Source organism: Glaciecola sp. KUL10, from assembly GCF_003203515.1.
GTDB lineage: Bacteria > Pseudomonadota > Gammaproteobacteria > Enterobacterales > Alteromonadaceae > Glaciecola.
On sequence record NZ_BGNG01000019.1, the window covers coordinates 1 to 20,230 of the forward strand.

The window sequence follows — 20,230 nt, forward strand, 5'->3', positions numbered from 1 at the left end:
CGTGCGTTCTGGCTTACAAGCGTAATCTGTAAGCCAATTTGAAATTAATTAATCAAAAATACAGCCGCGAGAGGGATAATAAAAAAGATTCCTGCAATATAAGCTACGCCATAAGCCTTATTATCAGCGACCTTTAATGATAGTTTATAAGAAAGTGTTGGAGGCAACTCTCGTGTATATGTAAAACCATAAATGACCAATACAGCGAGCGTGTTATAGACAAGGTGCACAAAGGCAATCTGTAAAGCAAGAATTGCATTTGGTCCTTCAACCGCAAGTGCTGCAATTAAGGCAGTAATCGTTGTTCCGATATTTGCGCCAAGTGTAAACGGGTATATTGAACGGGCAGTCACAATGCCATTTCCGACGAGTGGGACCATAAGAGAAGTGGTTGTTGAAGATGATTGCACTAACACCGTTACCACTGTACCTGATGTAATACCTGAAACCGCACCACGTCCAAGGCTATTTTTTAAAATTTCTCTCGCCTTACCTACCATGAGTGATTTCATGATTTTGCCCATATAGGTAATAGACATAATGATCAACGCAAGTCCTAGTCCAATCTTCACAAGGCCAGCGACAAGTATTGGAGCGTTTTCTAATGAGTTTTTAACAAGTTCAATAACAGGGCTTGTTGCGGCTTTTATCGGGTTGAACATTGCTCCACCCGACCCGCTTGCTGACTGTGCGAACGAAACCATATAGCCGCTTATCGTCTCAAGCAAACCAAAAGCGATTTCTAAAGGTAGAAAGATCAGAACTGCAAAAATATTAAAAAAATCGTGAATAGTGGCGGCATTGAAAGCCCGCTGAAATTCTTTCTTATCTGCCACGTGACCCAGGCTAACAATCGTATTTGTGATACTTGTTCCAATATTTGCGCCCATCATCATCGGCACAGCTATCGTAATAGGTAGCCCTCCGGCAACCATCGCAACAATAATAGAGGAAACAGTGCTTGAAGATTGAATCAGCGCAGTACACACCATACCGATGATCAATCCCATAATAGGATTAGAAGCGTATTCAAAGAGTTCGCGAGCGTGCTCTTCTGTCGCAGCCTTAAAACCGTTACCTATCAGTCCCACTGCCACCAACATTGCATAGACTAATAGTAATAAAAATAACCACTTAACTGGTTTAGGCAATCGACCAGAACTGATTTCGTTTGATTGCTCAGGCAACGCATTATTGCGCATTTAAAACTCTCACTATTTATATTTATGAAGACTTTAGCACGCTTCATAAATTAGCTAACTACACCAAATTCTTGATGGTAATTGGCTTTAATTACAATTGTGTTACAGGGCACTTGATATGTGACGGCTCACATTAAAGAAGTCGAAAGAAATAGGCAAGTTAGTTTGCGACAAATATAATATTTAATTTATAAACTGTGCCTAAAACAAGCGTTTAATGACGAAAAAATACACACCTGGAAATTTCAAAATTTCGCTACTCAAGAATTGGGGTCTTAAGAAAATAGTCAGTTATAAAAAAGCCGAGCATAAAGCTCGGCTAAAATGGAAAACACCTAGGGAACGTCAATTACCAAGTTGCTTCCAAACACCAAATGCAACTGACATCAATATAGTGATACTTAACGCATTATTCTCTCATGCTAATTATCAATAAATATCATTGCCACATCACATCGTTCATAATTTGCACCAAAGTTTTCCATAATTTGCTTATCGTGGGCAAACCCGTTGCGTTCATACAAGTGAATTGCTGCTTCGCACTTTTTGTTGGTGAGCAAAAACAAAGACAGTGGGGAGAGTTTTAGGGCTTCACTAATAACATGCTGCAACAGTTTCTCTCCGACCTTTAACCCCTGAGCATGACTACTCACTCCCATTTTAGTTAACTCAAACTGTTTGTCACCGTGATTTAATAACGCGCAGGTGCCCACAATACCAAGCGCTGGGTGCTTCGCAAAAAAAACAAAGCCCCCCTTATCGATAATATGCTTTTGGGGATCGCTAAGCACTTGCTTATCTATTTCTTCAAGCACGAACATCTTATTAATCCATTCAGTATTAATACTTTCGAAGTAATCAGCCAACTCAGGTTGATAAGGCAGCATCTCTAGTGGGGCAGCATCACAATAATTAGTTAGATGAGCCTTTGGAGGGTAAATTAAGTGAGTTCGCTCTATAAGTGATGACTGATGTAGCTGCGACTCGAAGGACAAAATCGATTGATAAAAATCGTTGCTCTTCTGGCTACAAAGTTCAATTGCAGCCTGCTCTACCGCCGCCCAAATGGGTCGCATCGCATTTATTTGTGATTTACCTTTTGGACTTAAAGCAAGTTCTCGCTTTCGAGAATCACTATCACTTACTCTTATGAAGACCAAACCTTGGCCCTCTAACTGTCTCGAAAACTGGGTCAATGCCGGTTGCGATAAACCCAACGCATCCGAAGCTTCAACAATAGTAATACTCGCTCTCTTGTCCAGTAACGCCAACAATGTAAACCACTTAGGTTGTATATCTAAGCCATAAGACTTGTAAATAAAAGAGGCTTGCGCTTGCAGGCGCTCAGAAAGTCTTTTTAGGCGGCTACCGAGCGCCAACTCTTTTAGCTCGTCTAAAAAGTCAGTATTCATATTGGTCCATCACGTTTAAAATAAGCATTTATATAAGTGATTATATTTATGTTTAACTTCGTGTTTGTCAACTTATTTTTGGGCGTCTTAAACAGTTTTTTCGCACTGGTTCAGCGCTACCATTGATTAGACTAAATACACATTAAACAGCTCAAAAAAAGGCCCTTTAGAGCATTTTTGTAATTTATTATTTACACCCCATTATGTTAGCTCAATTTTTTAAATGTGCTTAAATTAACTGTGATGGCGAATTCTTTTAACAAATACCCTACACTTCGCTCCTAAAATTTTAGCGATACTGAGAACAGATTTAGTTCCATCAAAATAAACTACCGACCATCTGGGGTAGTTTTAGGCTTAATAACAACTAGTGAGAGCAAACGATAATGGCAGACTTGTTTGACAACCCAGTAGGGTTAGACGGATTTGAGTTTATAGAATTTTCATCACCTGAAAAAGGTCAGCTTGAAACGGTGTTCAAAGCAATGGGTTTCACTATGATTGCAAATCACCGCACAAAAGATGCGCAGTTATGGCGTCAAGGCGGGATTAATTTAATTGCAAACTATGAACCTAAATCGGCGGCCTGGTACTTTGCTCGCGAACACGGCCCTTCGGCTTGTGGCATGGGTTTTAGAGTTAAAAATGCGGTAAAAGCATATGAGTACTTACTTGCTCAGGGAGCTGAGCCTGTGCAAGTGAATACTGGTCCAATGGAACTAAGATTGCCAGCTATTCGCGGCATAGGTAATGCAATAATCTACCTTATCGATCGCTACGGAGATGAACTCTCTATATACGATATTGATTTCGAATATGTGGAAGGTGTTGATCGCAATCCAGTTGGCGCAGGCTTTGAGGTGATCGACCACCTAACACATAATGTGTATGGCGGTAGAATGGCATATTGGGCAGACTTTTATGAAAAACTCTTCAACTTCCAAGAAATACGCTTCTTTGATATTAAAGGCGAGTATACCGGCTTGACCTCTAAAGCCTTGACTGCGCCGGATGGTAAAATTCGCATACCTTTAAACGAGGAAGGCGAAGGCGGTAAAGGCCAAATCGAAGAGTTTTTACGTGCGTTTAATGGTGAGGGTATCCAGCACATTGCCTTTAGTTGTAATGATTTAATTGCTTGTTGGGATCGCTTAAAAGCAATGGGAATTCCGTTCATGACTGCCCCTCCTAGCACCTACTATGACATGCTAAGTGAGCGTTTACCGAATCATGGAGAGGATGTCTCAGCACTGCAAAGTCGAGGAATATTAATGGACGGAACGACTGAAGGCGGCAGTCCACGTCTACTTCTGCAAATTTTTTCTGAGACTCAACTTGGCCCCGTGTTTTTTGAATTCATTCAGCGCAAGGGTGATGATGGTTTTGGTGAAGGTAATTTTAAGGCCTTATTCGAATCTATCGAGCGTGATCAAGTTAATCGCGGTGTGCTTAAAACAGATTAACAAAACTATAAAGAATAGCCGTCAACCACCACACCGTTGACGGTTAAATTAGATGAGAGGAAACCTTGATGACTGAGAAATTTAAAGTTGACGGATTTCACCATGTTGCTTATCGATGTAAAGATGCCAAAGAAACAGTAGATTTCTATCGCGATGTGCTTGGTATGAAATTCCAACTAGCTATTGCAGAAGATCATGTTCCTTCTACAGGCGCCTACGATCCTTACATGCATATCTTTTTAGAAGCAGGCAATGGCAACGTTTTAGCTTTTTTTGAACTGCCGGAACAGCCAGACATGGACAGAGATCGAAACACGCCAGCATGGGTTCAACACATCGCAATCAAGTTAAATAGCATGCAAGAACTGCTAGATGCTAAAGCCCACATCGAAAGTCATGGTATAGACGTTTTAGGCCCGACTAATCATGGCATATTCAAATCTATATACTTTTTTGACCCTAACGGCCACAGGCTTGAGTTAGCCGCGAATACTGGTACACCAGAGCAAATGGCAAGCCTACGCGAGGTCGCGCCTGAAATGCTAGAAGAATGGCATACAACTAAAAAGGCGCCTCGTCACGCTGCCTGGCTACATGAAAAAATAAAAAACGACGAATAAATCAAAATAGCCCTTAGTCACTACTTTGGGCTTTTAGTGACATATTAAGGGCTTTAATGTGTTCGGGGCCAATTTCGCAACACCCACCAACGATAGAAGCCCCCCTTTGCACCCACTTTTGCGCGTGTTTTACGTACTCTAAAGGACTCAAATCTTTTCTTTTTTCTAGCTTGGTGACCGTGTCTCCTGGGTATAGTGTATCTACGCTTGTAAAGCCATTAGCGTAAGCACCAACTGGAACATCGGCTGATTGCAAAATTGGCCAACATAAAGAAATCGCTTCAGGTGCACTGCAATTTAATAAAATAGCATCCGGTTTAAGCGCTAAGAGCGCTGAGACTGCATCAGCAAGAGATTCTGAGCTTCTAAGCTGCCTTGAAGCATCATCTTTAACGGTGAATGCTAACCAGACTGGCTTTTCGACTTCCTTGGCAGCTTGACACGCTGCTTTAGCTTCCACAATTGATGACATTGTTTCACAAATAAACAAATCACAAAAAGGCTCTTGAATAGCAGCTAATTGCCTGTAAGTAGCAAGTGACTCATCAAAACTCAACACAGCCTCAGGCCGATAACTAGCTACCAAAGGCGGCAGACACCCCGCAATTTTGATATTGCTGACACCGCCAATTGAGCGAGCCTGAAGAGCAGCCCATCCCGCTTTTTCGTGTAACTCGACGAAGTGCTCAGTTGTGCCATCTCTTTCCAATCGCTGTGGGGTGGCAGTGTACGTATTCATCGTAATTACTTGCGCGCCACTTTTAATGAAATCTACATGCAAGTCACGCACTAGTTCGGGTTCATGTAGCATGACATCTGCGGACCATAGAGGTGTTACTTCGCGTTTGCTTCTGGCGAGTAACTCCTGCCCCATTCCCCCATCTAAAATGCATAACTCTTTCATTAAATACCTTGGTTCGCCGATTATCAATAAAGTGTAAATCAAAGAGTGTAGCAAGCTTTGAATCTTTATTTGGTTTTTTGGTCTATAAAATATTAATCACTATCATAGAGAAAACTTATGAGTATAACGAAAATGTTGGCTGGACTTAGCAAAGCCAAAATGATGAAAGGCTCGGGTAATGATATGTTGAATAGTAGCAATGCAATGGGTCTTGCAGCGTCGTTATTAAGCAGCAAAAGGAAAAAGAGCAAAAATAAAATGGGCTCAATGGCTCTTGTGGGTGGCCTAGCATGGAAGGCCTACCAAAGTTATACCGCAAAGCAAGCGCAAGATAGAGCATTCAATCAAGGTAAGTACGCCTACGAGGGAGAAAATTTAAAGTCCGCAAAGCACTTTGACTATTCTCCTGAGCATATTGATGAAACTAGATTTGATGATGCGATAGACGAGCAAAATTCTGAAGGGCAAATGTTACTTTTGCGAGCAATGGTCGCTGCCGCCCACGCTGATGGTCATATAGATACATCAGAAAGGATGAAGATTTTTGAGCAAGTGGAAAAGCTCGATCTTACGGCTAAAGAAAAAACTTCTTTATTCGACGAAATGAAAGCGCCTTGGACAATCGAGAAAATAGTGGAATCAGTGCCATGCTCAGAAATAGCCTCAGAGGTTTATACGGTCAGTGCAATGGCAATCGATTTAAAGTGTATTGAGTCCAGAGTGTATCTCAACAAATTAGCTACCTTGCTTTGTATTCCATCTGAATTACAAGCTTCAATTGAAGAAACGATTGAGGATGGCAGGCTATCGTTGCGCGTTTAATAATTCAATAAAAACATGTTGATGCAGTGGTTTTGAAAAGTAATAACCTTGTAATAAGTCACAATGGTGCTGTTTGAGGTAATCAGACTGCTCTTTTGACTCGACTCCCTCTGCAACTACTGTCAAACCGTGGGAATGCGCTATGCCTATCATTGCAGTGATGATGGTGCGGTCACTGGCTTTTTTAGACTGGTATTTATCAATAAAGCTCTTATCAATCTTCAAACTATCTACAGGGTACAACTCAATATGTTGAAAGGCTGAATAGCCGGTACCAAAATCATCTAGAGATAAAGATACCCCTAACCCTCTTATCTTGCTCAGCACCTCTATTGACATCTGGTCAACTTCCGAAAAACTAGTCTCTGTTATCTCTAACTCAAGACAAGAAGGCGGCACGTTATAACGCTCTAGCAATAGCTTAAAGTTGCTATAAAATGCCAAGTTATTCATTTCTTTTGACGAGATGTTAATCGCGATCACCAACTTGCTTTGCTTTATAATCTGCAGGTTGTTTTCTATGAATTTCATCGCGTTTTCAAGCACCCATAAATCGATTCTTTGTATGATGCCGAACTCCTCTGCGATGGGGATAAAGATATCAGGTCCAATATCTTTTAAGCCGTCGTTATTTGTTCTGAGTAAAACTTCAGCTTTTTTTACTTGCTGACTATTAGCATCAACGATCGGCATGTAAACCAGTTCCATCTGATTTTTATCTAGGGCAGTCTTCAACTCTGTCGCAATGCGCTTACTTTCGTAAATAACTGTTTTGACTTTTTCATTGAAAAAGCGATAACAGTTTTTGCCTTCTTTCTTGGCCACATACATCGCAGTGTCTGCTTCTTCTAGAATCTGGGCAAAGCTATTATGTCTTGGCTCCATTTTGACGATACCAACGCTAACGCCTACTTTGATTAGCCGCCTGTCAATCTCCATTGGCAAAGACAATAGCTCAATTATTTTTTGAGCGACATCGATTGCTTGCTTTTCATCTACATCATTTATAAGTACACAAAATTCATCCCCGCCTAGTCTAGCTAACGAAAATTTAGCTTTATTTTCTGCTACTTTATGAGACAAGGAAAAGATGATTTCTGCAATTTTGATAAGTAAATGATCACCTATTTGATGTCCATGCGTATCGTTAACAGCTTTAAAGCCATCTACGTCAAAATAGAAGAAATGCGCATCACTATATTTTTTACTTTGACACTCTTTTGAAATTATTGTTTCGATACCACGTCTATTGTAAAGCTCAGTTAAAGAGTCAGTTTTAGAAACTCTTTCCATAATTTTTGATTGGCGATATACAAGCAATATTATTGTCAGTAAAAAAACCGCGAATATAATTTGTAGTAGCTCAAGTTCAGTCAGCAATTCCCCATGAAGGGTTGCACTTTCTATTCTGTAAAGGTAATCACCCGGCACATTCATTTGATGAGATAGTAGTTCAACAAAAACGATATTAGAAAAGTCAATCTGAGAATCTAGGAAATCAATTTTAAAATCATCAATCCACCAGTCTTCGACTTTAAAGGTTTTTAAGGGAAGCGTTAGGTAGGTCGAAGATGAGCCCACAGAGTACACAATGGAGTTAAACTTTAACGATACATAATCATCTGGTTGTGAATATGAAGGGCTATAATTTCTAAATGAAAACTTTACTCTATCCTCATCCGAGGGAGATTCATAAGTTACCTTTAGTGAAATTCGGTCATATTTTGTGAGATCAAGTCCTTGGGTGATATCTTGCACGCCACTATTATCAAGATGACCATATCCAATGCTGATCCCACAGTTTTTGTACTCATTGTTGTTATTGGGAAGGTAAGTGCATTCAGCTTGCAACTTTCCATCTTTTAAGCTGATAGTTCCCTCCACACCACCAACTGATAGTGTAGAGTAATTAGTAAACAGCTCACTAGATTGCAGGTTTAAAGATGTGTCCATTAAACCAAATCGATGAGCTATCAAGGAAGTAATCGATGATGACAATAATAGAACGATAACAATTACATTAAAGTCTCGAGGTTTTGTTATCGAACTTATCAACCCCATTTTAAGCTTTTTATTATCGTGCAATCCGACACCTTTCGCGGTCTTAATATATGTATTTGCTATCTACATGTTTCCTTAAGAAGATATCGGCAAGGTATGAGTTAAACTTAATTGAGCCTTAGAAAAGAGCGTTATTATTTTTTTGACAACAAATACAGAAACGCCAGTCCACACAGACTGGCGCTTGTAAAAACAATCTAGCGTTGTTTTATGACTTATATACTTTCAGCTTGCTGCTTGAGTATTTCGAAATCACGCTGTTCTCTGCTAACAAAGCTTGCCCACTGTTTAGCAGTGCTTCGACTGGCTGGAAATGCTTCAGCTTTCGCTAATTCATCCAAGGCTTCAACAAATTTACGCTGATTATACAGAGACAAACCAAGCACCATGTGTACAGCACCCGGCTTCTTAACACCTTTCTCCAGCGCTAATCGCGATGCAGCGACCGCTTTACTGTAGTCTTCTAGATTATAGAAAAGGTGTCCTAATTGAGCATCTAACTCACCATCGCTTGCCAAACTTGAAGCAGTTTGCATCACAGGAATCGCTTTTTCGTCTTCTTTAGCAGCCTGCCAACACGTCGCTAAGAACTTCAAATTTCGTAGATTACGTTCAAGCGTTCCGCTTTCTAGAGCTTGCTGCATCACTAATGCGCCTTTATACGGCACTTCATGATAGTAATACAGCTGCGCCAAATTGAATAAATCAGCACCACTTTCAACATAGCCCATTTGATAGGCTGACTCCATCATCGCCAGTTGTGTTTTTTCTTCGCCTAATTCGCCATACATTCCTGCAAGTTGTATCCAGTACTTAGGTGAATCATATAAACGGATCATCTTAGCCAAGATATCTTTGACTTTTTCAGGCTGCTTTAACTCATAATAAACTGCTCGTTGAAGTATCAGCCAACCTTCATCAGGCAAATAACCTTCAGCTTCATGGCCTTCAATTGCTTGTTCGATATAGCTTGCTGACTCAGCGTAGTTTTTATTCTGATAGTGCGCTTGCGCTTTTAAGACGTAATTTTTTGGTGGAATAACACCGTCGTTCAAGGCTTCCCACTTTTCGAGATATTCAATTGTCTTATCGTAGTTACCTTGCATCATGTGCAACTGAGACAAACTAAACAATGTCGTCTTTTCAAAATTAACCGGAATCGGTTGTTGCTCAACGGCCAACTCGAAATTCTCGATTGCTTTAGCGAATTGCTCGTCGTTGTAATATACAAATCCGTAGAAGTTGTACATCATCGAACGCTCATAGCTGTTCATCGAGCTTATCTTGTCTTTAACTTCATCCAAGATTGCAATTGCACCGGGTACATCGCCCGCGTCACCTTGAGTTTGTGCGCGTGATAGCTGCTCGTATACGCGTGAACGCAAAGCAGGTGTGCGTCGTGTTCTCTTTTCGCCTGGCTTAACATCTGATGCCGCTTGAGCATAAGCCAAAGATGTTGGCGCTAAAGATAAGCTCACGCCTGCTGCGAAGCTTATTACACTGACCATTAATGAGTTAATCAGTACTGTATTTAATAACTTCATAGATACTTTACCTTAACCATCAATTACAAAAGAAATACGGTTTTGAACACCCGCAACAGAAGTGGGCTCGCCGTTTACAACACGAGGCTTATACTTAAATTTCTTGGCCGCATCCATTGCCGCTTGTTCAAATATTCCCTGCGGTTCAGCTTCAACTACCACTGGGTTCACCACTGCGCCGATTTCGTTCACTGTGAATTCGACAATCACATAACCTTGAATACCGCGTTGCAATGCACGTCTTGGATAAACAGGGCTCACTTTAACAATAGGTAAGTACTCACCATCACCAGACTCTAATGCGAGTCCGCCATCAAGAGAGATATCATTACCTACGTCAGCTGCAAAGTCTAATCCTCCTGCATCACCATCAGGGCTTGGCGCATCCATTTGAGGTGGCGCCATATCAGGCGGCGGCTCGGCAGGCGGCGGTGGCTTGCGAGGCTTTCTGTCTTTTTGTTGCGCTTCTTGCTCTTGTTTAACACGTACAAAATCCAGTACGCGACCTTGCGGTGGTTCACTTAAGGTCTTATCTCCGCTTGCGATTAACGCTTGCATCAAAAAGAACAACCCTAGTGTAATACCAGCAGCAAGAACAATTGCCAATAATACTCTTAGCATGATTGATTACTCTTGCGCGGCGATAGATACGTCAAACACACCGGCAGCACGCGCAGCATCCATGACTTTTATGAGTGTTTCGGTCGTTGATTTTCTATCTGCTTGAATCACCACCGTACCTTGTGGATTTTCAGCATGCAGACGCTCAACGTTTGCTTGCACCGCACGCACATCAATGCGACGTTTGTTTATCCAAATCTCACCTTTGTCGCTAATTGCAATTAGGATATTTGCACGGTCTTTTTTAACCGCTGTAGGTGCATCTGGACGGTTTACATCGATGCCAGACTCTTTTACAAAAGACGCTGTTACGATGAAGAAAATAAGCATGATGAAAACAACGTCAAGCATCGGCGTCATATCGATTGTTGCTTCTTCTTCTTCAACTAAGTTTTGTAAATGTTTCATATTCTTTCCTTAACGTTTGACGCTAATTATCATTAGCTATCACGTTGTAATTGCAATGCGTCTTCTAAATGCATGCGTTCAGTCTTTGCTGTTCTGGTTAGCCATGTTGATGCAAATACACCTGACAATGCACCGACCATTCCTGCCATTGTTGGAATAGTGGCTTGCGACACACCGGCCGCCATCGAGCGCGCGTTACCGCCACCCGTCATTGCCATGACATCAAATACTAAAATCATACCTGTCACTGTTCCCATCAAACCCAATAATGGGCATAGCGCAACTAAGGCTTGAATGATAGGAAGACTAAAACGCAGTTTAAGACTCACTCGAGAGATCATTGCTTGTCTAATCTGCACAGCGTTCCAAGAAGAACGCTCAGTACGTGAATTCCACTGTTCAATGGTTTCTTGCATAAATTTCTTATGGCCATTGGTCACGTACATAATTCTCTCGAGTATCAAAATCCACATCACAAAGATAAGCGTTCCGATAACCAGCAGAATGTTTCCGCCGGTTTCGGTAAAGTCTCTGATTGATTCAAATATCTCGATAAACATAGTGCTTATGCCTTCGCTTGCTGTTCAGCGCGCTCAGCAATTACACCTGCTGCTTGTTCTTGTAAAATCATCACGATGTTTTTGCTCTGCGTACTTAACAAGGCATATAACAATGTGGTTGGGATCGCGACTACTAGACCTAGTACAGTTGTCATGAGGGCGGATGAAATACCACCGGCCATGATTTTCGGGTCGCCTGTACCAAACAAGGTGATTTGTTGGAAGGTTACGATCATACCCGTAACTGTTCCTAATAGACCGCCAAGTGGTGCAACGACTGAAATCATTTTAACAAGTGTTAAGAAGCGGCCTAGTTTTGGTACTTCGCCCAAAATCGCTTCTGTTAAATGTAACTCAAGCGCTTCAGTGTCCACATCTGGGTACTTCTCTTTCACTTTAAGTACACGACCAAGTGGGTTTTTGTCGCTAAGTGTTTGATTTTTCAATTGACGATTAACGCTTGAAGAAATTAACGATAGGACGATAAAGCGCCAAATAGCAACCACAATACCGATAGCACCCACTGCGATAATGATATAACCGACTAACTCACCTTGGTGAATGCGCTCTTCTAGTGAAGGTGCTTGTACTAATAAACCTAGAATCGAACCGCCTGTTGGATCAAGACCAAAAGTGACCATTTCGCCATTTGAAGCTTGCAGATTGGCAGTTGAATCCACAAAACGTGCCGCGGGTTGGCGAAGCAACTCAGATACCACGCCTGTCGCGCCTTGATACTCAAGGTATTGGCCGTCAGCAACCAGTGCAAACGGTCCTACGCGAACCACTTCTTTATTCACTTTTTTACCACCAGCTTCAACAACATCAGTTGTGAAGCGTGTGACTTTGCCAGATTCGGTCATTTCACGTTGAATTTCGTACCAAACACGCTCAATTTCTGCAATTGAAGCCAGCTTAGAAGATGACCCCATGCTTTGCGCCATTGAATCTAAGAATTCAGAACGACCTGGGATTTGAGCTGAAATCACAGAGTTAGTGAACTTGTTTTTAGTGTCACCCGCAACCTGCTGAAGTACACCAAATAACTCTTTTAATGAACCCAAACGGTTATCTAGAGCACCGTTTAAGTCGGCGAGTTTAAATTCGTTTTCTTCAAATTGAGTTTCTAGTCTTTCAGATTGAGCAAGCATACTATCGCGCTGAGCACGTGTATCACGTAGGATTTGGTCTTGCTCAGCACGCTTGGCAACAAACTCTTGCTCGCGTTGTTCGTTTTGCTGACTTTGAGCAAACTTACCTTCTTCTAGCTGCTTTAAAAGTGCATCAAGATCGAGTGCTGTGTCTGATTGAGCGCTTACTGAAGCTGCAAATGTCACAGTTGCCGCTAAGGTAAGCAAAGTTTTACTAATTGTATTGATAAATTTCATCTGCTTATCCTTAGTCCGTAATCGCCACTGGCACCATTAATAAATCAGGCGCTAGTTGTTTCTTCGCTATGCGCAAGCCTTTTGCTATTTGCGTTTTGTAAGATGAATCGAGTTCTTCCCACTGGCGCGTTTGCTTGTTCCAAACGCCTTGTTGGCTGCCATCTCTTGTTTGATAAATAAGTGCAGTACGACCGATGCGTAAAAACTCTACTGAACGCTCTTCACCACCAAGGTCTTTTAAGCCAGGATAAGCTTCGATAGTGCGTCCGTAATCCATTTCAACTTGGTAGGCTTCCATCACACGACGGAATTTTTCAGACGGAGCAATATCAGCGCGGTCCATCAAAGCTTGCAAATCAATAACGCGATTTGCGCGCTCTTCTGCTAAGAAAGGCAAGTCTAATTCGATAAACTGACGCAAGCCTTCAATCATATTTAGCATTAAAGGCGTGATTTGACGCTCAATGACACTTACTTCATCAATCGCCGCATTTAGGTCAGCCATTTCTTGTTGCTGAGATGCGATTTGGCGTTGCAGTTGACCGTTGTAGACCTCTAAGCCTTCAATTTCTTTACTTAGCGTTCTGAATTGAGTCAGCTTGTCACCGATTTGATCAGTGATATTGTCAATTTTATTTTGAGACGTCGCTGCAGACTCATTGATTTCAGTGGCTTTTTTAACCGCTGGCTCTAAGTAAGCATCTTGTGCAAGAGCCGCGCTGCTAAAAAGCACGCCAGCAATAACGCTTGCTATCAAGGTGGGGGAAAGCTTCATATTCGCATCCTATTGATTAAACCAATTGCACCGAGCTTTCAGAAAACTCGGACAATAAAACTGAGCGAATGATAGAGAGTATGTATGACAGAAATATTACACTTCTGTCATATTAATAAATGTGTAACATTAGGAAAGAGAGGCAAGCAACACCACCACGTAACCATATGATTTAAAATGAATTTTCAAGTTAAACCCCTTTCTCGATAGGCCTTTCGATAAGCCTTAAAGGACTTACCTATAAACGCAGTAAGCTAATTAACGTTTGTTGGCTCTGCGCTAGCGTTTTTCCCGCGGTATCAATCACAACATTTGCAGAGTCCCAAGTATCGTGCTGGCGAGACATGACAGACTTCCAAGTCGGAAGTTGAAGTGCTGGAATATCGCTTATTCTATGTTCCACCCGCCGACGATGCTCGATTTCATCTGAACAGATAATTTCAATTTGCACATAGGGTGAAGATGCAGCCTTTGCAACATCTATCCAAGCTTGACGCGATTCCTCTATAGTATTAGCAGAGTCAGCCACCACGGGCATGCCATTTTTTAAGTTATCTAACGCGATAGAGAAGGCTATTTGATAACCTTCATCATATACATCTTTGCTGCCTGTATTTTTCAGTGTTTGTTCAATCGTATCAACACGAAGATACGCCGCACCAAAACTTGACGCGATAAATTTAGAAAGTGCTGTTTTGCCTGTTGCGGGAAGGCCGCCAAATATATACAACATGGTTAGTTATTGAAGACCAAAACGATTACCTTTTTCTACTTGGTTCAAAGCCATCATACCGTGGTATGGCTGCATTCAAATCATCCCAATTGGCTTTTGATGACATAAAATTATGAGATATTGGCCTCTCTTCAATATCAGAATCTAGAATCCCCAATCGGATTCTTAACTTACTTGGGTTGTCGGAGTTTGAACTAAAAATCGGACAAGCGCATACCGAACAAAAGTGCCTATGCTTACCTTCTTTAAAAGCATAATAATTAAGCTTCTTGTGCGGATCTAAAACGGAAAACTCGTCTGCATTGACAAACCCATTTGTAGCATAGGCAGTACCGCTGTTTTTGCGACATAAAGAGCAATGACAATGGATAATGCTTTCGATTGAACCTGCAATCTCGACTTTAATTGCGCCACATAGGCAAGCACCTGTGTACATAGGGAACCCCATTCACTAATTAATCTCCAGTACCCACAAACCCTACCATACGCGAAATAAGGTCATCATGTTTCTCCACAAAATATTGACCAAGTTGCGTACTGATGACACCGTCTGGCCCCTGCCCTGAAAAAGCGACAGTTACACGAGTAATATCAGCAATATTATCGCTTTTAACCACCTTAGCCTGCCAACCTGGCGCATTTGCGCTGAACATCCCTACATAATTAGATAGCTCTTGGATTCCGGTCACAGTATTATGAGTTCTAGGATCATCGTAACGAATTGATTCAGTGACTGACTGCGTGATTTTTTCAAGTCGTAACTCTGGATCATCAAGCGCCCAAGCGTCAAAAAATATTTTTATGTTGTCAGTCATATTTATTTCCTTGGAGTTTAATTTATCGAATCTGAGTTCTGCAAATAACTATTGTGAGACAATGCGATAAGCACTGCTGACTCCAATAGGTTGCTAGGTGAATATTATGAGTCCTAATTTAAAGCTTTAGTTTACAGAGCTTGTGCATTAAATGTGTATTAGTTACTCAACTGTCAGTTCTTTTAGGTGAGAATAACCATCACCATCTAAAGTAAGGTGCACACCGTAAGTCCTTCCATCTGCATACATTACTTTAGTCTCTGTTACAGAAATATTTTTCTCCAGCAGATACTCTTCAATCGCCTTTGCTCCTGGTATCAAAGTCGACTCATCAGCTGAAAATTTCGCCATAGCCATTATAAATACTAATTTCCCTTCTTCGCCTCCCGCAATTTTTAGATTAATTCCAGATATACGAACCTTCCTTGTAGCCCCTGAAATCTGCGAACAGTCTTCTTGTAGCATGAGTGTCCCACACCCAGCCGCGATACTATAGGTAGCAACATTTTTACCGTTATATTTAACGAAAGCTGGTGTATTAATGCAGCCAGAAAGAAAAAGAACTAGTATTAGAGTTATAATTTTTGTCATATTAATTTCCCAGAAAAGACGTATGAAGTTAACTTGGTCTTATACTTCACCTTCAGCAGATGCATGTTCAGTGGCTATATTGATGGTTGCCAAGTAATTCCTTTAGATTGGAGGTTATTTCTTTGTATATCACATAGCAACAACTATTTTAGTGTTCGAGCTTCTTACTGTATTAGAAAAGCTGAATCTGAAAGTAGCTATGGAACAAATAGAGTTTTTAAATGGCTTTTTAACACAATCAAAGCCCTTTATGCCCAGCCTCACTCTCATCAATAAACTCAACATCATGAGCCGACACATCAACCCCTATCCCAAATAACTCAGTGATAATATCTTTGCTAAATGAATCAATAATTGAATCAGCTCTGGCGGTTTGAATAAATTGTCGGTTTTGAAAAACACAGTAAATTTTTAATCCCTTGTTTTTGCTTTTGTAAACATGCGTCAACCATTCGAAACCCTCTGCTTTTTCCTTATAGTTCTCACAGACTTCAGTCAGTGCTTTGACTATATTGCTTTCTAGTTTCTTCTCGGTCTTTGTTGGCATTTTATTTGTTCACTTTTTTACTTTTGATTTTTATCTTTTTAGCTCTCACCCAATGACGCTCAAGTTCATCTAGTGAACATTGTTTTATCTCTTTCCCTTCAAACTTTACAGCGTCTTCAACATGCCTAAAGCGTGTTTCAAACTTTGTGTTGGCTTTGCTTAAGGCGCGCTCAGCATCAACATTTAAATGGCGAGCTAAATTCACACAGGCAAAAAATAGGTCGCCGACTTCTTCTTCAATTAGATCTGCTTGCTTGACTGGCTTGGCTAGTTCTTCTTCAATTTCGATTATTTCTTCGCGTACTTTATCGATGACGGGTGGAATGTCATCCCAATCAAACCCCACTTTCGCACACTTTTTTTGTAACTTTGTAGCTTTGATTAGTGGTGGAAGACCTGCTGTTAAACCTGCAAAAATACTGCTGTCTGTTTCGCCTTTTTCTCTTCTTTCTTGTTTTTTAATTTCATCCCAATCGCCTGCTTTTTTATTCGCTAGTGGGGTTTGTTGTGCAAAAATATGAGGGTGCCGCCTAATTAGTTTATTTGAGATTCGTTCGGCAACGTCATCAAATACAAAGCTATCTTGCTCGGCGGCTAACTGTGCATAAAACACCACTTGAAAAAGTAAATCGCCTAACTCGTCACAAACATCATCCATCGTACCATTTTCAATCGCGTCAGCGACCTCGTAAGCTTCTTCTATCGTGTGAGGGATGATGCTATTGAAGTCTTGTTTTAAATCCCATTCACAGCCAGATAATGGATCTCTGAGCTTACTCATGATGTCGAGTAATTTAATGATATGTTGGGTTTTATGTGGGTAGTGATTAGCCATTGATTGAGCCAATGAATTGATAGGAAATTGATAGGCACCATCCTAGCAAATTTATGGCTTATCTAAAGTTTATCTTTTCGCTAGCTAAACAGGCTTTTGTTTGAATGTGCGGGCAGGCAAATAAAAAAGTGAATGTGAGCCAATAAAAAAGCAGACCGAAGCCTGCTTTTTCAACGTGAATAAATTTACCTATCGTAAAAGTTAGAAGTCGTATTTAACCGACAAACTAAATGACGTTCCACGAGTTTCAGAGCGCAATAATACGTCTTCGAACTCAAGAGTTTTGTCTTCATTTAAGATGTTTTGAATCTTCAAGGTCACAGTTGTATTAAAATCAGGATAGTATTTATATACCGTGTCCAATGAATTAAACGGTTGCTCGAAGCTATCGTCAAACCCATCGATACCGGGGATCAAAATACGCTCACCAAAAACGTTGTATACCACTGAGAGTGAGTGTTCACCATTATCAGAGTCATAGCCTGCTTGGATATTCGCGACATACTGCGAATGCCCCGTTAAGCGACGCTTGAGATTGGTAATTGCAGCTGATACACCTGTTTGGTCAACAATATTTTGTCTATCCAAGGTAATTTCAGAATCAGAAACCGTTAAGTTACCCGACACGAAAATATTATCCCAGACGCCATCTCCGATGATTTCTAAGCCTTGAAGAAACTCAAGTTCCACACCGTAAACCGTGCCTTCTTCAGCATTTGCAATACGAATCAAAGGTGGACCATCTTGCGCAGGTGATTGAACAGATTCAATCGGCGCATCCATGTCTTTATAAAATAAACCGACCGATACGTTGTTGCCTGCTTCTCTATACCACTCCCAACGCAAATCGTAGTTAATAATTGAAGTTGTTTTAATCCCTGGCGTACCTGCGATTGGAAACTCAGTCAATGGATCGATAAAGGTTGAGTTTGACACTTCACGCAAATCAGGTCTTACGACTGTTTGACCAACACTTGCTCTGAATTGCATTTCGTCATCCATCAAGTAGGTAACGGCTACCGCAGGGTAAAAGTCATCTTCTTGGAAGGCTAACTGAGCGCGATCAGCTTCATCTGGTAAATCAAACTGGTTGGTACGCGGGTCGAAAGGCGCAACCACTTGCCTAAAGTCTTCAAAACGCGCACCACCACTAAAGCGCCACTTATTCTTATAGAAAAAGTCACCTTCAATGTAATAAGCATCAACTTTTTGACCCGCTGCGTAATCGTCACCGGCAAGGGTAGTATCACGAATAACCGCAATATTGTTAAAGTTATCAGCATTGCCTAACACGCTATCACTTAAGATATCGCCAAATACGGAACCGCTTAGCGCATCGCCATCGGCGAATGAGCGCGTGTTGATATCAAAGCGTCTGTTTTCTGCGGTACGTGTTTTAGTGACAAAATCAGCACCAAACTTAAATTCCATTTCCCAGTTTTCAATTGAAACAGGGTAAGTCACATTAAAACCGTAGTTTTCTAACCTGTCGTTTAGATCTTGAAAGGTATAACGTGCCGCTGTTGTTGAGTTACTTAACGTGCTTTCGTTGATTGGATCAAAGAAACCATCTTCGTTTAAGTCACTCAGTATGAAGCGCGCTTCCATATTGCCTGGGGCATTTCGCAAAGAACGACCCAAGGAATATTTCCAATCAATGCCTGCAAAATTAAATTGCGGGAAGGTATGCATACCACGAATTTGATTGGTAAACATTTTCCGTTCTTCGTATTCAACACCGATATCGCGAATACGCAAACCTTCAGCTTGGTTTAAGTTTTCGGTGTTACCGAAGCGTTCAAACACTTCATCACGTGTATCGTTAAGTGCAATTAAGCTGTAATCAATACGGTGATTGCGGTTGTAATCGATACCTAGGTTGAGCATGTTTGACCATTTGACTGATTTTTCAGTCGAACTGATATCGTCAAAAAAGCGCACTAAGTTAATAGATTCTTGCACTCGGTCGGCTTGTTGTAGCTCGTATTCTTCAGAAACTGCAACGCTGTTGTCATAACTTGAAGTGAATAAGAAACCAAAGCGAATCTTGTCGTTGTAATCAAAGCTATTTCCCACTGACGCGCTAAAACCGATATCGGGGTCAACGCTTTCTAAAAACGGGTCATAGTCTCGGTTAACTTGCGAAAATAAATCACGTGCCACGTCGCTTTCTAGATCGTCTAAAAAGTTTCTGCTAGCCCATCTATCAGCGATGACACCCGGCACCGCACGAGTACCGTCATCGCTACCCATCCAATCATCACCGCCGCCATTATAGGCCAGCGCATCACCTGAGTTTTCAGTGTTGTATCCCAAGCTGCCCGAGACGTTAAAAATAAACTGGGTAGGGATAGTTTTTAGTCGAATATCAACGTTACCACCACCAAACGATGCTGGCATTGAAGGTGAATAAGACTTTTGCACCGATAAGCTTTCAATAATATCCGCTGGGAACAAATCCAAAGGGATAACATTTCGGGTTGGATCTGGGCTGGGTACAGCAGCGCCATTTAGTTGTGTTGATGAGTAACGCTCACCTAAACCACGAACATAAATGAACTTGCCGTCAACCAATGTCAAACCTGTTACACGTCTTAGTGCTGAAGCAGCATCGCCGTCACCGGTACGCGAGATTTGTTCCGCACCTAAGATATCTGCTACGAAAGCTTGATTTTTACGCTCTTCTAACACAGCTGTTGCTGTGCCTTTTAAGCGAGTGCCCGTGGCAACAACTTCTTCGATAAAGTCGTCTTCGTCTTGGCTTTGTGCGATCGCACTTGGCGTCAAAGCAAGCGAAGCCAATACAGCTATCGTGAGTTGTTTTAAGGGAAAGCTGTTATTAGCTTGGTTCATTGTGACCTCTTTAGCTGCTTATCCAAGCAGCGACAAACTGTACTCTTGAAATGCAAATGCGCTACCTAATATCTTG

Annotated in this window: 20 protein-coding genes; 3 read left to right on the plus strand and 17 right to left on the minus strand. The window is 41.3% G+C overall.

Annotated features, from left to right (window positions below):
• Positions 1 to 44 precede the first annotated feature (44 nt).
• Positions 45 to 1,202, minus strand: a complete 1,158-nt coding sequence (locus KUL10_RS18130; RefSeq protein WP_110430374.1) for a Na/Pi symporter — start codon at positions 1,200 to 1,202, stop codon at positions 45 to 47.
• Between the two features lie 422 nt (positions 1,203 to 1,624).
• Complete coding sequence (locus KUL10_RS18140) at positions 1,625 to 2,614, minus strand: bifunctional helix-turn-helix transcriptional regulator/GNAT family N-acetyltransferase (protein WP_110430376.1); 990 nt, start codon at positions 2,612 to 2,614, stop codon at positions 1,625 to 1,627.
• Between the two features lie 386 nt (positions 2,615 to 3,000).
• Here KUL10_RS18140 and hppD point away from each other — a divergent pair, with 386 nt between their 5' ends.
• Together hppD and KUL10_RS18150 are read left to right on the plus strand one after the other, a co-directional pair.
• Positions 3,001 to 4,077, plus strand: a complete 1,077-nt coding sequence (gene hppD, locus KUL10_RS18145; RefSeq protein WP_110430377.1) for a 4-hydroxyphenylpyruvate dioxygenase — start codon at positions 3,001 to 3,003, stop codon at positions 4,075 to 4,077.
• 68 nt (positions 4,078 to 4,145) lie between these two features.
• On the plus strand, positions 4,146 to 4,697 hold the full coding sequence (locus tag KUL10_RS18150; RefSeq protein ID WP_110430378.1) for a VOC family protein: 552 nt from the start codon (positions 4,146 to 4,148) through the stop codon (positions 4,695 to 4,697).
• A gap of 13 nt (positions 4,698 to 4,710) precedes the next feature.
• Here the strand turns inward: KUL10_RS18150 and KUL10_RS18155 are convergent, their stop codons facing one another.
• Complete coding sequence (locus tag KUL10_RS18155; RefSeq protein ID WP_110430379.1) at positions 4,711 to 5,601, minus strand: homocysteine S-methyltransferase family protein; 891 nt, start codon at positions 5,599 to 5,601, stop codon at positions 4,711 to 4,713.
• Positions 5,602 to 5,718: 117 nt separating this feature from the next.
• On the opposite strand from KUL10_RS18155, the gene KUL10_RS18160 reads away from it, so the two are divergent.
• Entirely contained in the window at positions 5,719 to 6,423 is a 705-nt protein-coding gene (locus tag KUL10_RS18160) for a tellurite resistance TerB family protein (RefSeq protein ID WP_110430380.1), read from the plus strand.
• Here the strand turns inward: KUL10_RS18160 and KUL10_RS18165 are convergent.
• From KUL10_RS18165 to KUL10_RS18230, 14 genes are all read right to left on the minus strand, one after another.
• Entirely contained in the window at positions 6,406 to 8,508 is a 2,103-nt protein-coding gene (locus tag KUL10_RS18165) for a bifunctional diguanylate cyclase/phosphodiesterase (RefSeq protein ID WP_110430381.1), read from the minus strand. The two genes, KUL10_RS18160 and KUL10_RS18165, sit on opposite strands and share 18 nt — an antisense overlap.
• A 191-nt stretch (positions 8,509 to 8,699) precedes the next feature.
• Positions 8,700 to 10,028 carry a lipopolysaccharide assembly protein LapB gene (locus KUL10_RS18170; RefSeq protein ID WP_110430382.1) on the minus strand — a complete coding sequence of 443 codons (1,329 nt, stop codon included), beginning with the start codon at positions 10,026 to 10,028 and terminating at the stop codon, positions 8,700 to 8,702.
• 12 nt (positions 10,029 to 10,040) lie between these two features.
• Positions 10,041 to 10,649, minus strand: a complete 609-nt coding sequence (locus KUL10_RS18175) for an energy transducer TonB (protein ID WP_110430383.1) — start codon at positions 10,647 to 10,649, stop codon at positions 10,041 to 10,043.
• A gap of 6 nt (positions 10,650 to 10,655) precedes the next feature.
• Positions 10,656 to 11,057 carry a biopolymer transporter ExbD gene (locus KUL10_RS18180; protein ID WP_110430384.1) on the minus strand — a complete coding sequence of 134 codons (402 nt, stop codon included), beginning with the start codon at positions 11,055 to 11,057 and terminating at the stop codon, positions 10,656 to 10,658.
• Between the two features lie 32 nt (positions 11,058 to 11,089).
• The gene (locus KUL10_RS18185) at positions 11,090 to 11,617 is read right to left on the minus strand and encodes a MotA/TolQ/ExbB proton channel family protein (RefSeq protein ID WP_110430385.1); all 528 of its coding nucleotides are present in this window, start codon (positions 11,615 to 11,617) and stop codon (positions 11,090 to 11,092) included.
• Positions 11,618 to 11,622: 5 nt separating this feature from the next.
• Positions 11,623 to 13,005, minus strand: coding sequence for a MotA/TolQ/ExbB proton channel family protein (locus KUL10_RS18190; RefSeq protein ID WP_110430386.1), 1,383 nt, complete (start codon positions 13,003 to 13,005; stop codon positions 11,623 to 11,625).
• A 10-nt stretch (positions 13,006 to 13,015) separates the two neighbouring features.
• Positions 13,016 to 13,780 carry a DUF3450 domain-containing protein gene (locus KUL10_RS18195; RefSeq protein ID WP_110430387.1) on the minus strand — a complete coding sequence of 255 codons (765 nt, stop codon included), beginning with the start codon at positions 13,778 to 13,780 and terminating at the stop codon, positions 13,016 to 13,018.
• 238 nt (positions 13,781 to 14,018) lie between these two features.
• Positions 14,019 to 14,513, minus strand: coding sequence for an ATP-binding protein (locus tag KUL10_RS18200; protein WP_110430388.1), 495 nt, complete (start codon positions 14,511 to 14,513; stop codon positions 14,019 to 14,021).
• Positions 14,514 to 14,538: 25 nt separating this feature from the next.
• A complete protein-coding gene (locus KUL10_RS18205; RefSeq protein WP_110430389.1) occupies positions 14,539 to 14,949 on the minus strand; it encodes a GFA family protein in 411 nt (136 codons plus the stop codon).
• A 19-nt stretch (positions 14,950 to 14,968) separates the two neighbouring features.
• A complete protein-coding gene (locus KUL10_RS18210; RefSeq protein ID WP_110430390.1) occupies positions 14,969 to 15,328 on the minus strand; it encodes a hypothetical protein in 360 nt (119 codons plus the stop codon).
• Between the two features lie 162 nt (positions 15,329 to 15,490).
• Complete coding sequence (locus KUL10_RS18215) at positions 15,491 to 15,919, minus strand: hypothetical protein (protein ID WP_110430391.1); 429 nt, start codon at positions 15,917 to 15,919, stop codon at positions 15,491 to 15,493.
• Between the two features lie 238 nt (positions 15,920 to 16,157).
• Entirely contained in the window at positions 16,158 to 16,466 is a 309-nt protein-coding gene (locus KUL10_RS18220; RefSeq protein ID WP_110430392.1) for a Fis family transcriptional regulator, read from the minus strand.
• A 1-nt stretch (position 16,467) separates the two neighbouring features.
• Positions 16,468 to 17,301, minus strand: a complete 834-nt coding sequence (gene mazG / locus KUL10_RS18225; RefSeq protein ID WP_110430393.1) for a nucleoside triphosphate pyrophosphohydrolase — start codon at positions 17,299 to 17,301, stop codon at positions 16,468 to 16,470.
• A gap of 201 nt (positions 17,302 to 17,502) precedes the next feature.
• Positions 17,503 to 20,154 carry a TonB-dependent receptor domain-containing protein gene (locus KUL10_RS18230; protein ID WP_110430394.1) on the minus strand — a complete coding sequence of 884 codons (2,652 nt, stop codon included), beginning with the start codon at positions 20,152 to 20,154 and terminating at the stop codon, positions 17,503 to 17,505.
• Between the last annotated feature and the right edge of the window lie 76 nt (positions 20,155 to 20,230).

Coding starts and splice junctions, on each gene's coding strand:
- KUL10_RS18130 (WP_110430374.1), bottom strand. CDS start 1,202: ATGCGCAATAATGCGTTGCCTGAGCAATCAAACGAAATCAGTTCTGGT.
- KUL10_RS18140 (WP_110430376.1), bottom strand. CDS start 2,614: ATGAATACTGACTTTTTAGACGAGCTAAAAGAGTTGGCGCTCGGTAGC.
- hppD (WP_110430377.1), top strand. CDS start 3,001: ATGGCAGACTTGTTTGACAACCCAGTAGGGTTAGACGGATTTGAGTTT.
- KUL10_RS18150 (WP_110430378.1), top strand. CDS start 4,146: ATGACTGAGAAATTTAAAGTTGACGGATTTCACCATGTTGCTTATCGA.
- KUL10_RS18155 (WP_110430379.1), bottom strand. CDS start 5,601: ATGAAAGAGTTATGCATTTTAGATGGGGGAATGGGGCAGGAGTTACTC.
- KUL10_RS18160 (WP_110430380.1), top strand. CDS start 5,719: ATGAGTATAACGAAAATGTTGGCTGGACTTAGCAAAGCCAAAATGATG.
- KUL10_RS18170 (WP_110430382.1), bottom strand. CDS start 10,028: ATGAAGTTATTAAATACAGTACTGATTAACTCATTAATGGTCAGTGTA.
- KUL10_RS18175 (WP_110430383.1), bottom strand. CDS start 10,649: ATGCTAAGAGTATTATTGGCAATTGTTCTTGCTGCTGGTATTACACTA.
- KUL10_RS18180 (WP_110430384.1), bottom strand. CDS start 11,057: ATGAAACATTTACAAAACTTAGTTGAAGAAGAAGAAGCAACAATCGAT.
- KUL10_RS18185 (WP_110430385.1), bottom strand. CDS start 11,617: ATGTTTATCGAGATATTTGAATCAATCAGAGACTTTACCGAAACCGGC.
- KUL10_RS18190 (WP_110430386.1), bottom strand. CDS start 13,005: ATGAAATTTATCAATACAATTAGTAAAACTTTGCTTACCTTAGCGGCA.
- KUL10_RS18195 (WP_110430387.1), bottom strand. CDS start 13,780: ATGAAGCTTTCCCCCACCTTGATAGCAAGCGTTATTGCTGGCGTGCTT.
- KUL10_RS18200 (WP_110430388.1), bottom strand. CDS start 14,513: ATGTTGTATATATTTGGCGGCCTTCCCGCAACAGGCAAAACAGCACTT.
- KUL10_RS18205 (WP_110430389.1), bottom strand. CDS start 14,949: ATGTACACAGGTGCTTGCCTATGTGGCGCAATTAAAGTCGAGATTGCA.
- KUL10_RS18210 (WP_110430390.1), bottom strand. CDS start 15,328: ATGACTGACAACATAAAAATATTTTTTGACGCTTGGGCGCTTGATGAT.
- KUL10_RS18215 (WP_110430391.1), bottom strand. CDS start 15,919: ATGACAAAAATTATAACTCTAATACTAGTTCTTTTTCTTTCTGGCTGC.
- KUL10_RS18220 (WP_110430392.1), bottom strand. CDS start 16,466: ATGCCAACAAAGACCGAGAAGAAACTAGAAAGCAATATAGTCAAAGCA.
- mazG (WP_110430393.1), bottom strand. CDS start 17,301: ATGGCTAATCACTACCCACATAAAACCCAACATATCATTAAATTACTC.
- KUL10_RS18230 (WP_110430394.1), bottom strand. CDS start 20,154: ATGAACCAAGCTAATAACAGCTTTCCCTTAAAACAACTCACGATAGCT.